Annotated in this window: 16 protein-coding genes; 5 read left to right on the top strand and 11 right to left on the bottom strand. The window is 67.3% G+C overall.

Annotated features, from left to right (window positions below; translation table 11 throughout):
- Positions 1–15 precede the first annotated feature (15 nt).
- On the bottom strand, positions 16–1,116 hold the full coding sequence (locus tag OXQ95_RS11975) for a fatty acid desaturase (protein WP_267381718.1): 1,101 nt from the start codon (positions 1,114–1,116) through the stop codon (positions 16–18).
- 158 nt (positions 1,117–1,274) lie between these two features.
- Between OXQ95_RS11975 and OXQ95_RS11970 the strand changes: the two genes are divergently transcribed.
- A complete protein-coding gene (locus OXQ95_RS11970; RefSeq protein ID WP_242096814.1) occupies positions 1,275–2,426 on the top strand; it encodes an N-acetyltransferase in 1,152 nt (383 codons plus the stop codon).
- 201 nt (positions 2,427–2,627) lie between these two features.
- Here the strand turns inward: OXQ95_RS11970 and OXQ95_RS11965 are convergent, their stop codons facing one another.
- The 7 genes from OXQ95_RS11965 to OXQ95_RS11935 all read right to left on the bottom strand — a co-directional run bounded on the left by OXQ95_RS11965 (position 2,628) and on the right by OXQ95_RS11935 (position 9,041).
- Positions 2,628–2,930, bottom strand: a complete 303-nt coding sequence (locus tag OXQ95_RS11965; protein ID WP_242096813.1) for a hypothetical protein — start codon at positions 2,928–2,930, stop codon at positions 2,628–2,630.
- A 17-nt stretch (positions 2,931–2,947) separates the two neighbouring features.
- Positions 2,948–3,745 carry a transporter gene (locus OXQ95_RS11960; protein WP_242096812.1) on the bottom strand — a complete coding sequence of 266 codons (798 nt, stop codon included), beginning with the start codon at positions 3,743–3,745 and terminating at the stop codon, positions 2,948–2,950.
- A 43-nt stretch (positions 3,746–3,788) separates the two neighbouring features.
- Complete coding sequence (gene xth, locus OXQ95_RS11955; RefSeq protein ID WP_267381715.1) at positions 3,789–4,559, bottom strand: exodeoxyribonuclease III; 771 nt, start codon at positions 4,557–4,559, stop codon at positions 3,789–3,791.
- Positions 4,560–4,567: 8 nt separating this feature from the next.
- Positions 4,568–4,906, bottom strand: a complete 339-nt coding sequence (erpA, locus tag OXQ95_RS11950) for an iron-sulfur cluster insertion protein ErpA (protein WP_267381714.1) — start codon at positions 4,904–4,906, stop codon at positions 4,568–4,570.
- Between the two features lie 53 nt (positions 4,907–4,959).
- On the bottom strand, positions 4,960–5,709 hold the full coding sequence (locus OXQ95_RS11945) for a M23 family metallopeptidase (RefSeq protein WP_242096809.1): 750 nt from the start codon (positions 5,707–5,709) through the stop codon (positions 4,960–4,962).
- 208 nt (positions 5,710–5,917) lie between these two features.
- Positions 5,918–6,373 (bottom strand): peroxiredoxin, encoded by a 456-nt coding sequence (locus OXQ95_RS11940; RefSeq protein ID WP_267381711.1) that lies wholly within the window; start codon positions 6,371–6,373, stop codon positions 5,918–5,920.
- The gene (locus tag OXQ95_RS11935; RefSeq protein WP_267381709.1) at positions 6,366–9,041 is read right to left on the bottom strand and encodes a bifunctional [glutamine synthetase] adenylyltransferase/[glutamine synthetase]-adenylyl-L-tyrosine phosphorylase; all 2,676 of its coding nucleotides are present in this window, start codon (positions 9,039–9,041) and stop codon (positions 6,366–6,368) included. Before OXQ95_RS11935 ends, OXQ95_RS11940 begins: the two co-directional genes overlap by 8 nt.
- Before the next feature lie 66 nt (positions 9,042–9,107).
- On the opposite strand from OXQ95_RS11935, the gene OXQ95_RS11930 reads away from it, so the two are divergent.
- Positions 9,108–9,284: a hypothetical protein gene (locus OXQ95_RS11930; RefSeq protein ID WP_242096806.1), complete on the top strand. Its 177-nt coding sequence runs from the start codon at positions 9,108–9,110 to the stop codon at positions 9,282–9,284.
- A gap of 9 nt (positions 9,285–9,293) precedes the next feature.
- Here the strand turns inward: OXQ95_RS11930 and OXQ95_RS11925 are convergent, their stop codons facing one another.
- From OXQ95_RS11925 to OXQ95_RS11915, 3 genes are all read right to left on the bottom strand, one after another.
- Complete coding sequence (locus OXQ95_RS11925; protein ID WP_242096805.1) at positions 9,294–9,941, bottom strand: sigma-70 family RNA polymerase sigma factor; 648 nt, start codon at positions 9,939–9,941, stop codon at positions 9,294–9,296.
- Positions 9,942–10,034: 93 nt separating this feature from the next.
- On the bottom strand, positions 10,035–10,172 hold the full coding sequence (locus OXQ95_RS11920; RefSeq protein ID WP_242096804.1) for a hypothetical protein: 138 nt from the start codon (positions 10,170–10,172) through the stop codon (positions 10,035–10,037).
- 70 nt (positions 10,173–10,242) lie between these two features.
- Positions 10,243–11,049 carry a response regulator gene (locus OXQ95_RS11915; RefSeq protein WP_242096803.1) on the bottom strand — a complete coding sequence of 269 codons (807 nt, stop codon included), beginning with the start codon at positions 11,047–11,049 and terminating at the stop codon, positions 10,243–10,245.
- A 131-nt stretch (positions 11,050–11,180) separates the two neighbouring features.
- Here OXQ95_RS11915 and OXQ95_RS11910 point away from each other — a divergent pair, with 131 nt between their 5' ends.
- The 3 genes from OXQ95_RS11910 to OXQ95_RS11900 all read left to right on the top strand — a co-directional run bounded on the left by OXQ95_RS11910 (position 11,181) and on the right by OXQ95_RS11900 (position 13,496).
- On the top strand, positions 11,181–11,462 hold the full coding sequence (locus tag OXQ95_RS11910) for a NepR family anti-sigma factor (RefSeq protein ID WP_267381707.1): 282 nt from the start codon (positions 11,181–11,183) through the stop codon (positions 11,460–11,462).
- Between the two features lie 98 nt (positions 11,463–11,560).
- On the top strand, positions 11,561–13,084 hold the full coding sequence (locus tag OXQ95_RS11905; RefSeq protein WP_267381810.1) for a sensor histidine kinase: 1,524 nt from the start codon (positions 11,561–11,563) through the stop codon (positions 13,082–13,084).
- A gap of 271 nt (positions 13,085–13,355) precedes the next feature.
- Positions 13,356–13,496, top strand: a complete 141-nt coding sequence (locus OXQ95_RS11900; RefSeq protein ID WP_267381706.1) for an entericidin A/B family lipoprotein — start codon at positions 13,356–13,358, stop codon at positions 13,494–13,496.
- Positions 13,497–13,559: the final 63 nt, after the last annotated feature.

Genomic DNA, 13,559 nt, shown 5'->3' with positions numbered 1-13,559 from the left:
GGCGCCGGTACGGCTTCAGCGGCGCACCACCATCGTGCTGCGCGCGATCCGCGCGACCAGGCCGGGCAATCCCGGATAGCTCGCCTTGTGATAGACCGACTGCGCGTCGAGCACCGCCGAGATGCGACGGTGCGCCTCACCCAGTGCATGATAGGGCAGCCCCGGCAGCAGATGGTGGAGCGCGTGGTAGCGCAGGCCCACCGGCGCCCACAAAGCCGGCAGCAGCGCCGGCGGCGGCACGTTCACCGTGTCGAGATATTGCGCGGTGACGCTCATCGGCTCACCGTCATTCTCCCACAGATGCGCCACCAGCGTGCGCACCTGGTTGACCACCGCGACGCCCGACGCGACACCGAGAAAGGTCAGGAACGCGCGCAGCGGCAGCACGCCCGTCACGGTCATCGCGATCAGCGCGAGCGCCCACAGGCTCGCCGCCGTCTCGACGCGATCCCAATAGCGCCGCGCCTCGCCTTCGGGCGCGCGGCGGCGGAATTGCGGGTTGATCGCAAGCGCCGAATACCGCTCCACCACCGCGGTGCGCAGCCGCGCCGACAGCAGCGAGATCGGCGACAGCACGGCGAAGCGGAAGAGCAGCGCGATCGGCGCGAGCGCGGAAATGAAGATGAACACCGGCAGCGTCCACGGCTTCATGAGCGCGAGCGGCAGATATTCGGGATCCTCGATGGTGCCATACCGCGTCTTGGCGTGATGGAGATTGTGCACGCCCTCGTACATGAACGACGGCGTGAGCATCGGCACGCCGATCAGCGCGTTCCAGCCATGACGAAAGCCCGGCAGCGCCGCATGCTTCATATGGCTCACCTCATGAATGAAGCTCAGGCCACGATAGAGGCCGAGCATCGCGACCACCGCCGCGGCGATCGCCCATCCGGTGGACGCGACGCTCACCGACACCGCGAGCGCGCCATAGCCGACCGCCGCCGAGGCGATCAGATCCGCCCAGTAGACGCGCGGGCGCGGCTGGACGAGGTCCCGCGTCAGATCGGCGGCGGCACGCAGCATCGCCTTGTCGTCCGCCACCTTGAGCGGCGCGGCACGGGGCGCGGGAGCGGCAGGCACGGCCGAGCCGCGATCGAGGCGTAGCGAGGTATCCATGAGGCTGTCCATTACCGGCAGATAGTGGCGACGGCATGGCATTACAGGGGTCGCCCGCACGCGCCCCGTCGCCGGCGGTGCAAACATCGCTCGCCAATGGCCATATTGCTGGCGTAACGACGCGGCATACCGTCTGCGCAACGAAACCGGAGGCCGCCTTGGCAACCCTGACCATCCGCCCGATCGAATCGAAGCGAGACCGCAAGACCTTCATCGACCTGCCGTTCCGCCTCTACCGCGACGATCCCCATTGGGTGCCGCCATTGAAGGGTGAGGCGCTGGGGCTCCTCACGCCCGAGAAGAACGGCTGGTTCAGCCATGCGAAGGCGCAATTGTTCCTGGCCGAAGAGGACGGACGCGTGGTCGGGCGGATCTCGGCGCATATCGACACGCTCGCGCTCACCATGCCCGCCGAACAGGGCTTCGGCCCGGGCGTGGGCCAATGGGGGCTGATGGATGCGGAGCGCGAGGACATCTTCGTCGCGCTGCTCGCCCGGGCGGAGCAATGGCTGCGCGATCAGGGCATGACGCGTGCTCTCGGCCCGATCAGCATGTCGATCTGGGAAGAGCCGGGCCTGCTGGTCGACGGCTTCGACCATCCGCCGACGATCATGATGGGCCATGCCAAGCCCGAATATCGCGGCTGGATCGAACGCGCGGGCTATGCCCCGGTGCGCGAACTCTACACCTATGATCTTGATATCACCCAGGAATTTCCGCCGATCGTGAAGCGGATCATCAAATCGGGCGAGAACAATCCGCGGATCGTCGTCCGCCAGGTGGACAAGACGAAGTTCGAGGAGGAGGCGGCGATCATCCTCTCGATCCTCAACGACGCCTGGTCCGACAATTGGGGCTTCGTTCCCCTCACCCCGCCCGAGATCAAGGATGTGGGCGTAAAGTTGAAGCCGATCGTGTTCAACGACCTGATCCGCATCGCAGAACTGGACGGCAGGCCCGTCGCGTTCATGATTACGCTTCCCGACCTCAACGAGGCGATCAAGCCGCTGAACGGATCGCTGCTGCCGTTCGGCTGGGCCAAGCTGCTGTTGTGGCTGCGCGCGCCCAAGGTGAAGACGATGCGCGTGCCGCTGATGGGCGTGGTGAAGGAGCTGCAATCGTCGCGGATGGCCAGCCAGCTCGCCTTCATGATGATCGAATATATCCGCAAGGCCTCGGTCGCGCGCTACGGCGCCAGCCGCGGCGAGATCGGCTGGATCCTGGAGGACAATCAGGGCATGCGATCGATCGCCGAGACGATCCAGTGCCGGATCAACAAGACCTATATCGTGTACGAGCGCACGCTCTGAACATGATGATGTCGAATCGACCGTTCGTGCTGAGCGGGTCGAAGTACGCTCTCCGCACTCGCGCCCTCGCAATCGGAGAATGCCCTTCGACAAGCTCAGGGCGAACGGGTCAGAGTGATGTCATCGACCTCTGTTCGGCGCACCATAGCTCGGTAGGCTCTTCGAACCCGCACCGAACCGTTCGCGACCGAATGACGTCCGTTAGTCCTTTTTACCCTTGCCGAACGGCACCCTGATCGTGACCGCGGCGCCTTGCGACGTCGCGCCCTGCAGGTCGCGTTGAAAGGCATGGACGTTCCCGGTGGCGTGACCCGGCAGGCGAAAGGTCATCCGGTCCTGCGGCGATGCGACGCGTTCCTCGGGCAGCTTCACGAGCCTGGGCGGATCGCTCTTGCGCGCGCAGACGGTGATCTCGCCATCGTCGCCAGCCGGGCATGGCCGCGCCGTCACCGACAAGGGCGGCAACGGCGGTGAAGCCGGTAGACCGGCGACCGCCTGAAGCATCAGGGCCGCCGGCAGTATCAGAAGAGCACCGCCCCGCCCGTGACCAGCCGGATATCGGGCGAATCATGGTTCAGCCCGGCGACCGCCAGCACGTCGAACTGGAGCCGCTTGGTGGGCCGCCAAGCGGTCGAAAGTGCCGCGAGCGCGTGTGTTTCATGCCCCTGCGGATCGTCGTCGCGCTCGAGCTCGAGCTCGGCATAGACGTTGACGTTGTCCGCCAGTTTGTAACGCAGGCCGCCGATGCCATTATACGCGAGATGCCGCCCTTCGCCCGACTGGTTCGCCGCCGCGTCCGCCTCGCCGGTGAACGACACCGATAGCTTCTTGGTGAGCTCATATTGCACGGGCACGATCGCGCCCGCGCTCCACGTTCCCGCGCCAACCGGATAGCGCCCCGACGGCAGCGTGACGAAGCCCTGAACGCCGGCCGAGAAAGGCTTGCCCTCGGCGCCGGCAAGATGCTCGCGCAGCGCGAGCGTCACGTCACCGATGCCGTTCACCGTGTCGATCTGCCCCGTCGCCTTGTCGCGCGCGCGATCATGGCCGTAAGCGGTCCAGCCGAGCTGCACCTCGGTATCCTTGCCGATGCCCAGCCTGGCCAGAAAATCGCCGGCGATCACGCGGTCCTCGCGCTGGTCGGGCTGGTCGTTCCGCTCCCAATCGAGGAAGGAATATTCGAATTGAACCTGGCCGGTCTCGGTGGTGCAGCTCGATCCGCCGATGCTCGGCCGCGTGGGGCAGAAGCGCGGCTCGTCCTGCGCCAAGGCCGGCGACGCCGCCGCCAGCCCCAGGCCGACCAAGATCCAACGTCGCATCATCCATTCCCCTTCGACCCGCCCGGCCGCTCGGGGCATGCGGCTAGCGCAGCCGCACCCAGGTCGGCGCATGATCGCTGGCCTTTTCGCGCGCGCGATACGCCTTGTCGACCCCTGCATCGACCAGCCGGTCGGCCGCCTGCGGGCTGAGCAGCATATGATCGATCCGGAAGCCGGCGTCGCGCTGCCATGCGCCCGCCTGATAATCCCAGAAGGTCCACACGCCGCCGCCCGGCGCGCGCGTACGCAGCGCATCGGTCCAGCCCTGCGCCAGCAGCCGGCGATACGCCGCGCGGCTCTCAGGCTGCATCAGCGCATCCTCCGCCATGGTGCGCACCGAATAGGTGTCGTCATCATTGGGGATCACGTTGTAATCGCCCGCCAGCACCACGGGGACTTCCTCGGCGAGCAATTCGCGGCCCCGCGCCGCCAGCCGGTCGAACCAGCGCAGCTTGTAATCGAATTTGGGGCCGGGGCGCGGATTGCCGTTGGGCAGATAGATCGAGGCGACCACCAAGCCGTCTACGTCCGCCTCCAGATAGCGGCTATGCTCGTCCTCCGGCTCGCCTGCCAGGCCGCGCTGCCGCTCGATCGGCTGTTGGCCGCGGGCAAGCACGGCGACGCCGTTCCAGCTCTTCTGCCCGTGCCACAGCGCCCCATAACCGGCGGCTTCGATATCGTCGGCGGGGAAGGTCTCGTCGCTGGTCTTCAGTTCCTGGAGACACACGATCTCCGGCTGTTCTTCGGCCAGATATTCGAGCAGGCGCGGCAGGCGCGCCTTGATCCCGTTGATGTTGAAGGTGACGAGCTTCAAGCGCCGGCTCAGACCGCGAAGCTGGTGCCGCAGCCGCAGCCGCTCGCCGCGTTAGGGTTCTCGACCTTGAACGCCGCGCCACCCAGCGATTCGACATAATCGACCGCGCAACCGCGGACGAGATCGAGGCTGATGCTGTCCACCACGAGCCGCACGCCGTCGGTTTCCGCCACGCTGTCGTCATTCGCGACCGTATCGGCGAAACCGAACTTGTACTGGAAACCCGAGCAGCCGCCGCCATCGACCGAGAGGCGCAGGATCGGCGGCTTGCCCTGTTTGGCGGCGATCGTCGCCACCCGCGCTGCGGCGGAGGGGGTGAGCGTGATCTCGGATGCGCGCGTTGCCATGCCGATCAGATAGGCGCGCGCGAGCTGCCGGGCAACCTCTCCGCGCCGACGCCTCAATCCTGCGCGGCGGGGCCCGTCGAGACGGGGATCGCGTGGACCGCATGATCCTGCGCGGCGATCAGATAATCGGTGCTGGTCAGGAAGGGCGCGGGGTTCACCGCCTTGCCGTCGATGCGGACCTCGTAATGGAGGTGCGGGCCGGTCGAGCGGCCGGTCGAGCCCATCAGGCCGATCAACTGGCCGCGCGCGACGTGCGCGCCATTCTCGACGATGATCTTGGAGAGATGGCCGTAGCGAGTGGCGATGCCCTTGCCGTGATCGATCTCGATCATGTTGCCATAGCCGCCGGCGCGCTGCGCCTCGTCGACGGTGCCGTCGGCGGTGGCATAGACCGGCGTGCCGACCGGGCCGGGGATATCGACGCCGGCATGCATCCGCGCGGTGCCCTGGAACGGATCGCTGCGGATGCCGAAATTGCTGGTGAAGGCGAGCCGCTGGACCGGCTGGACGGAGGGGATGGCGATCCCGCCGATGCGCGCGCCCGGTGCCGCGTCGAGCTTCTTCCACGACAGGAACAGGCTGCGGAACTGCCGATCGCCCGCCATCTCGGTCGCACCGCCCACGGTGGACCCGGGAAGCGTCGATTGCGAAAGCTGCGCGACATTGGCCATCTGTGCGCTCTGCACATCTGCCGAGGCGCCGGGTTCGGCGGCCTGGGCGATGCCACCGAAGGCGATGGCCGAGAGCAGAACCCACTTCGCCCGCATCATCGTCGCGGCGCCAACCTTGTCGAACTGTGCCATCGGACCCCAATTGCATTCGCAAGCGCCTGCCCCTGACAGGGCGCTCCGGCTTCGTCGCGAACCACGGCCCCCCGCGCTTCCGACGATCGTGCTTTGCCAAGCATTATGACGTGACGGCAAGACCATGGTGGGCGCGGCGCGGCGGAATGCCTGATGGTTAAGCCGAGTCGTTGAAAAATTGCGCGTCGCGGGCCGGAGACGATGCGAATCAGCCGCCGGTGGCCGCCGCGAGCACCGCCTGCGCATGGCCGGGCACCTTCACCTTGCGCCACTGCCGCATCAGCGTTCCGTCCGCACCGAACAGGAACGTCGCCCGCTCGATACCCATATAGACGCGGCCATAGAGGTTCTTCTCGCCCCAGACGCCGAACGCGTCGCAGACGCTGCCGTCCGGATCGGTGGCGAGCGTCACCGACAGCGCGTGCTTGGCCGCGAACTTGGCGTGTTTCTCGGGCGGATCCTTGGAAATGCCGACGACCGTCACGCCCGCCTGTGCGAAGTCGTCCGCCAGCGCGGAAAAGTCTTGCGCCTCGCGCGTGCAGCCGGGCGTATCGTCCTTGGGATAGAAATAGACCACCAGCGGCCGGGCGAGGTCCGCCAGCGCCGCCTCGCGTCCGTCCGTCATCGTCACCCGCACCGCGGGGATCGTCGCACCGTCATCCATGGCTCACCTCGTGCCACACCCCCTGCACCGCCGCCCGGGTCGCGTCGAGGGCCGCCGTCACGGCCTGCCAGTCGGGCCGCGCCAGCGTGTCGGCGATCAGCGCCTGCGTCGCCCGGTCGGGAATGGCGGAGCCCGGCGCCAGCAGCCGCAGCGCGACGAGCGCACGCGTGAGGTCGTCATGCGCCGCCCGCATCGTGCGCGGCAGCAATCCCTGGTCGGCGAGCGCATCGATCGCGCGCCGCAGATCGGGATCGAACCCGGTACGGTGAACGAGTTGCGTGACGTGCACCGCGAATTCCAGATCGACCAGCCCACCCGGCGACAGCTTGACGTCGAGCGGCCCCTGCGGCGGCTTGTGCGCGGCCATATCGGCGCGCATCGTCACCGCGTCCCGCACGATATCGCGCGCGGGCCGCTGCCCCCGAAGCACATCGGCGATCACCGCCGCCACGTCCGCACGCGCCCGGGCCGAGCCGAACACGGGGCGGGCACGGGTGAGCGCCATATGCTCCCAAGACCAGGCATCCTCGCGCTGGTAACGCGCGAAGGATTCGACCGACACCGCCAGCGGCCCCTGCGCACCCGATGGGCGCAGCCGCGTGTCGATCGGATAGAGCGGCCCCGCCGCGGTCGCGACCGACAAGGCGGCCGTCATCCGCTGCGCCAGCCGGTTGTAATAGAGCGTGGCACCGAGCGGCTTCGCCCCATCCGACTCGCTGCGGAAATCGCCGGTGAACAGATAGACGAGGTCGAGATCGGACGCGTGCGTCATCGCCCCACCGCCCATCCGGCCGAGCGCCAGGATGACGAACTCGCTGTCCGGCACCGTGCCATGCGCGCGCGCGAACTCCGCCACCGTCGCGGTGGCGATCACGCCGATCGCCGCTTCCGCCACGCGCGCATAGCCGCCCGCCGCGACCAGCGGATCCGCCGCACCCGCCACGATCTGCGCGCCGAGCGCAAACCGCATCTCGCCGACGATGCGGCGGACGTGATCGAGCCGCGCGCCATAATCCTCGCCGGCATCGCCCGCGCGCATCGCGGCCTCCAGCGTTTCGACGCTGCCGACGGCATCGAGCGCGGAGGCGTCGATCAGGCCGTCGAGCAAGGCCGGACGACGCGCCAGCGCCTCGGCCAGGGGTTCGGCATGCGAAAGGATCGTGACGAGCAGCGCCGCGAGCCCCGGCCGGGCCTCGAGCAGGCGAAAGATGTTGATCGCGCTCGGCAGCCGTTCGAGCAGCGCATCGAAGCGCAGCAGCGCCGCGTTTGGATCCGGCACGCCGGCGAAGGCGGGCACCAGCGTCGGCAACACCGCCTCCAGCGCGGCGCGCGCGGGCGGGCTGCGGAGCGCGGGATAGCCGCCCTGACGCCATGCCGCGATCCGGACCCGCGCCGTGGCGGGATCGCCGAAACCCGCCGAGGCGAGCGCCTCGTCCAGCGCTTCGGGGTCATGCGGCAGGGTCGGTTGCGCGTCACCGTCCAGCGCATCGTAGATCCGCCCGACATGCCCGACCGACGGCCGCAGCCAGTCGAGCAGCGCGTCGGCGTCACGGACGCCGTGGAGCCGCGCGACGCGATCGAGCGCTTCGGCCACTGGCAGGGCATGAGTCTGCCGGTCGTCGATCATCTGCACGCGGTGCTCGATCGTGCGGAGCCGCGTATAGGCCTCGCTCAGCACGGCCGCATCCTCGGCATCGATCCGGCCGGCCGCGGCGAGCGCCGCCAGCGCGTCGCGTGTCGCGGGCGCGCGCAGCGCCGGATCGCGGCCGCCATGGATCAACTGGTGGATCTGCGCGAAGAACTCGATCTCGCGGATCCCGCCCCTGCCCCGCTTCAGATCGTAACCGGCGCCGAACGCCTGGCCCTGCGCATGATGGTCGCGGATCCGGTGCGTGAGGCCCCGGATTTCCTGAACCGCACCGAAATCGAGCGCGCGGCGCCACACGAACGGCCGAACCGCATCGAGAAACCGCGCGCCGAGACCCGTGTCGCCGGCAGCGGCGCGGGCGCGGATGAAGGCGGCGCGTTCCCAGGTGAGCGCCTGCGACTCGTAATAGCCGATCGCCGCATCCACCGGCAGCACGATCGGCGTCACTTCGGGCGACGGCCGCAGTCGAAGATCGACGCGCAGCACATAGCCGTCGCCGTCGCGCGCCTGGAGCAGTTCGACCACCCGCCGCCCGATCCGCACCGCCGCGTCGCTCGGCTCCTCGCGCGGGCGACGGGGGAGAATCTGCGGATCGAAGAGGAAGATCGGATCGATGTCGGACGAATAGTTGAGCTCGCGGCTGCCTTGTTTGCCGAGCGCGATCGCCGCGAAACCCTGCGGTTCGGCATCGGGAGTCCGTTCGCGGATCGCCTGCCCGATCGCACGATCCAGCGCGCGGTCCGCAAAATCGCTCAGCGCCTGCGTGACCGCCGCGAGATCGAGCAGCCCCGCCAGATCGCCGATCGCGACGTTCAGCGCGAGCGCCCGACGTTCCAGCCGCAACTGCCGTGCCACCGGCATATCGGGTGTGGCGTCATGAACCGCGAGATCGAGCATGCCGCTCTCGAGCCGCGCGGCGATCTCCGGCTCGCGCGTCAGCAGAAGCGTGAGGAACGGCGACTCCGCGCGTGCCCTTCGCAGCGCTTCCGCCAGGCTGGAACGGGCGATGGTGACATTCATGCAGCTTCCGCTCCGCCTCTCGCCCCCGACTCGCAACAAATATTCGTGTCAGGGGTTGTAGACGCCATGGATCATGCACACAGCCTTCACGCGGGAAACAGGGGCGACTTCATCGTCCGCTCGCCCCGCGAAACCGATGCGGTCGGCACGGCGCTGAAGGGTGCATTCTCCTCGCGCATCGATCTGCCGACTGACATGCGCCACGCGCTCGAACAGCTCGACCGCATCCCGATCGGCCGCTGACGCTGGCGGCTAGCGGCCGCGGCTCAGATCCTCGACTTCGCCCATGATCGTGTCGAGCGCCGTCTTCGTGACATCAACCTCATGGCTGCGGCGCGAGGGGAGCGATCCGTTCGTCAGAATGGTCTCGAGCGCCACGCGGCCACGCGCCACCCGGCTCTTGATCGTGCCGACCGCCACATTGCAGATTTCGGCGGCCTCTTCATAGGCGAAGCCGCCTGCGCCGACGAGGATCAGTGCCTCGCGCTGGGGCTGCGGCAGATGCATCAGCGCGCGCTGCATGTCGCCCAGTTCGACATGGCGATCCTGGCTCGCAGGCGCCGCGAGGATGCGGTCGGCGACGAGATCGTCCCACTCGCCCTTGAACCGCGCACGGCGCATTTGCGACAGATACAGATTGCGCAGGATGATGAACGTCCATGCGCGCATGTTCGTGCCGGCTTGAAAGCGCTTGCGCGCCGCCCATGCCTTCAACAGCGTTTCCTGAACGAGATCGTCGGCCAGATCGCGGCTGCCCGAAAGCGAGCGACCGAACGCGCGAAGATGCGGAATGACCTGCGCCAATTGAGTCTTGAACTCGGGATCGGAGAGCGAGACGTGTTCGACGACGACCAGTTCTTCTTCGCCGTCATCGCTGTCGCGCGGCGTCGTATCGTTCATGGAAATGGCTTCAACCCCGCTCGTCGTGCTCCACGCACGGTCGCCTACATAAGACTCGACACCGACATTTGCCAGCGGATGCACTGAGATACCTCAGCGCAGAATGAGAAACGCAAAGATCGCCACGATCAATATCAGCGATATGCCGAGCACATAGCGGGTGACGCCGGGCGTCGCGCCCGCCCGTGCGTCCTGTGCCTCGACTTCGATGCGTTCATTCGGATCAGCCATGATCGTTCCAACACGCGAAACCCGTTTTGGCTCCGTAACTGTCTTGTTTATCCCGCGGGCACGGTCCCGTTTATACCGCCGGCACCGTGCTCTGGTCGAAGAACAGCGCCTGGCTGATCGCCGCCTTCACCGTCGATCGCTGGAACGGCTTGGTGATGAGGAAGGTCGGCTCGGGCCGTTCGCCCGTCAGCAGCCGCTCGGGGAAGGCGGTGATGAAGATCACCGGAACCTCGAACTCGGCCAAGATGTCCTTCACCGCATCGATGCCCGAACTGTCGTCGGCAAGCTGAATGTCGGCCAGAACCAGCCCGGGGCGATCCTCCATCGCAAGCCCCACGGCCTCGTCGCGGGTCACCGCCACGCCGGTCACGTCATGGCCGAGATCGCGGACGATCGTCTCGATATCCATCGCGATCAGCGGCTCGTCCTCGATGATGAGCACGCGCGCGCGGGTCTGCTGCTCGATCTCCCGCATCGCCTCGGCGACGAGATCATCCAGCTCGCTCGGCTCGACCTCGATCAAATAAGCCGCATCCTCGGGCGTGAAGCCCTCCATCGCCGTCAGCAGCAGCGCCTGACGCGACAGCGGCGTCATCCGGGCAAGCCGCGCGCGCGCGGTCGCCTCATGGCCTTCCGGGCTGTCGCCCGCCGCCTCGTCGCCCAGCTCGTCGTAGTTGGTCGAATTCCAGATGCCCTGGAACATCTTGTAGAGGCCGAGACGCGGATCGACGTCCTTCGGGAATTCGGCGGGCGCGGCGACGATCGCCTCGAGCGTCGCACGGACATATTTGTCGCCATGATTCTGGCTGCCCGTCAGGGCCCGGCCGTAGCGCCGCAGGAAGGGGAGATGCGGTGCGAGTTGCTGTCCGAGCGACATGGGTAACGGATACTCCCTGAATGGCGGCCTCCATCTGTCCCGGTGGCCGCCGCGTTGCAATGTCATTTCCGCGAAATGGCCGCCTGCGTTGACGTAGGACGGATTTTTCGGTCTGACCGGGAACCATCGAGATGCAATTTGGTTTCAGGGACACCAAATCGCGTATGCGCCCGGCTGGTTTCCGGCCGGTCTTCGGGATAGATCGTTTGTTATCGCGTTCACGTGCGGGCGTGCAGGGGGATGTTTTCAGTTTGGGCCACGACACGCCAAAGACCAAGCAGCCCGATTCATCCGGAGCCAGGGTCCAGAACAAGGATCGCGACATGGGCACGGCGCTTCGGTCGATCTATCAGAAAACCGTCGAAGAATCGGTTCCCGACGAGATGCTCGACCTGCTCGGCAAGCTCGACTGACGGCCGGCCGAACGGCCATGGCCTCAGACAATTCCATCGATTCCGCCATCGCACGTGATCGCTTGACGGCACTCAGTCCGGTGTCGCGACTCGCCCGGATGCAGACCGGCGCGAAACTGTTCCTGATCCTCAGCGCAGCGTTGCTGCCGCTCGCGCTGATCGCGATCTTTGCCACCCTGCAGACGACGCGGATCGCCGATGCGGAAATGCGCGCCCGGTTGCGCGTCTCCGCGGACGAAAGCGCGCGCTCGATCGCGATCGAGCTGGTGGGCGACATGACCGCGCTGCGCGTCGCGGTGAACGCACTCGGCGCCGACCCCGCCGACGCCCCGAGCTGCGCGCGCGCGCAGGGCGTCTTCGCGCAGCAATCGGTCGCCGGCACCCGCTTCGTCATCACCGATCATGCCGGCCATGTGCTCTGCGGTGAGCCCGTCGCGGTCAGCGTCGCCCTGCCCACCATGGGTACGCCGATCGTGGCCGAGATCCTGCCTGGCCAGGGCCTCGTCATGGCGGTGGCCGGACCGGGACGCCGGACCGTCGCTCGCGCGTTCTTCCCCAAGGCGTTTCTGGCGCGGATCGGCCTGCCGACCGCGCACGCGACGCCCTATGGCAGCGAACTGATCCACGGGTCGCGGTCGCTGATCCTCGGGTCGATCCCCGATGCCCAGCCGCTTGATCGCATGGAGACGATGCGGATCGACCTGGGGGTCGCGGGGCTCGCCTTGCGCACCAGCGTTCGCAGCGCGCCGATCACGTCGCCGCTGGTGATCGCCCTGCTGCTGCCGCTGCTGATGTGGGCCGCGGCGGCGAGCATCGCCTGGTTCGTGGTCGATCGGCTGCTGATCCGCCCCTTGCGTGCGCTGCGCACCAGCGTCGCGGCGTTCACGCCGGGCGAGGTGATCGATCCGGGCACGCTCCACCAGATGCCGGCGCAGGAGATCCGCGAGCTGGGCGACACGTTCCGCGCGATCAGCCGCACCGTCGCGCTGCACGAGGCTGGGCTGGCTGAGGGGCTCGTCCGCCAGACCAAGCTGACGCGCGAGGTGCACCACCGCGTGAAGAACAATCTTCAGGTGATCTCCAGCCTCATCAACTTCCATGCGCGCGGCGCGCGCAGCGCAGATGCGACGGCGGCCTATTCCTCGATCCAGCGCCGCGTCGACGCGCTCGCGGTCGTCCATCGCAACCATTTCGCGGAAATGGAGGAAAATCGCGGGCTGAACCTGCGCGCGGTGATCGGCGAACTCGCCGCCAATATCCGCGCGACCGCACCCGAGGGATCGACGGCAATCGGTATCGCGATCGATATCGACCCCTATCTCGTCAATCAGGACGTCGCCGTCGCCGTGGCGTTCCTCGTGACCGAGACGATCGAGCTGGCGATCAACTGCGACCCATCCGCCCAGATCCGCGTGGCCGTGAAGCCCGCCGAGGACCCCGGCAAGGCGCTGCTGCGCGTCGTCTCGCGGTCGCTGGTGGATAGCGATCAACTCCGCGATCTCGCCGGCACGCGCTATGGCCGCGTAATGGAAGGCCTGTCGCGCCAATTGCGCGCGCCCCTGCACCATGACCCGCTCGTCGGCGCCTATGAGATCGCGATCAGCGTGACGGGGCGCGATTGACGACGGGGCGTTTTCGGCAACGCGGAGAAAAACCCCTGCCCCGCCGGAACCTCCTTTCCCGATCACCGTTATGACCTTCGGATAGCGACCTTATGCCCCCCGCTTTCGCTATCCAGCCATAGACCCGGAAGCGTCCACCCTCCCCCCCGGTGACGTTTCCGGGTCTTCACATTTAAAGCAGGCGCCCGTCGACGACTTCGCCATGATTGACGAAGGACGGTCGTTCCGTGCACTAATTCGCGGGGTTACCCACGCTTTTAGGAGATCGAACATGCGTAAACTGGTTGGATTGACGATGGTCGCGGGCATGCTGATGGTGAGCGCGTGCAACACCGTCGCCGGCGCCGGCAAGGACGTCAGCTCGGCAGGCAAGACGGTCACCAAGGCGGCCGACGATTCGGGCGCCAAATAAGGCTACACCGGAGCGCATGACCAAGCGCTCTCGCAGCGATGCGGGAGCCCTTTTCGCATATGC

The organism is Sphingomonas sp. GC_Shp_6, assembly GCF_026540835.1.
Classification (GTDB): domain Bacteria; phylum Pseudomonadota; class Alphaproteobacteria; order Sphingomonadales; family Sphingomonadaceae; genus Sphingomonas.
This window is presented reverse-complemented; position numbering and strand designations above follow the sequence as displayed.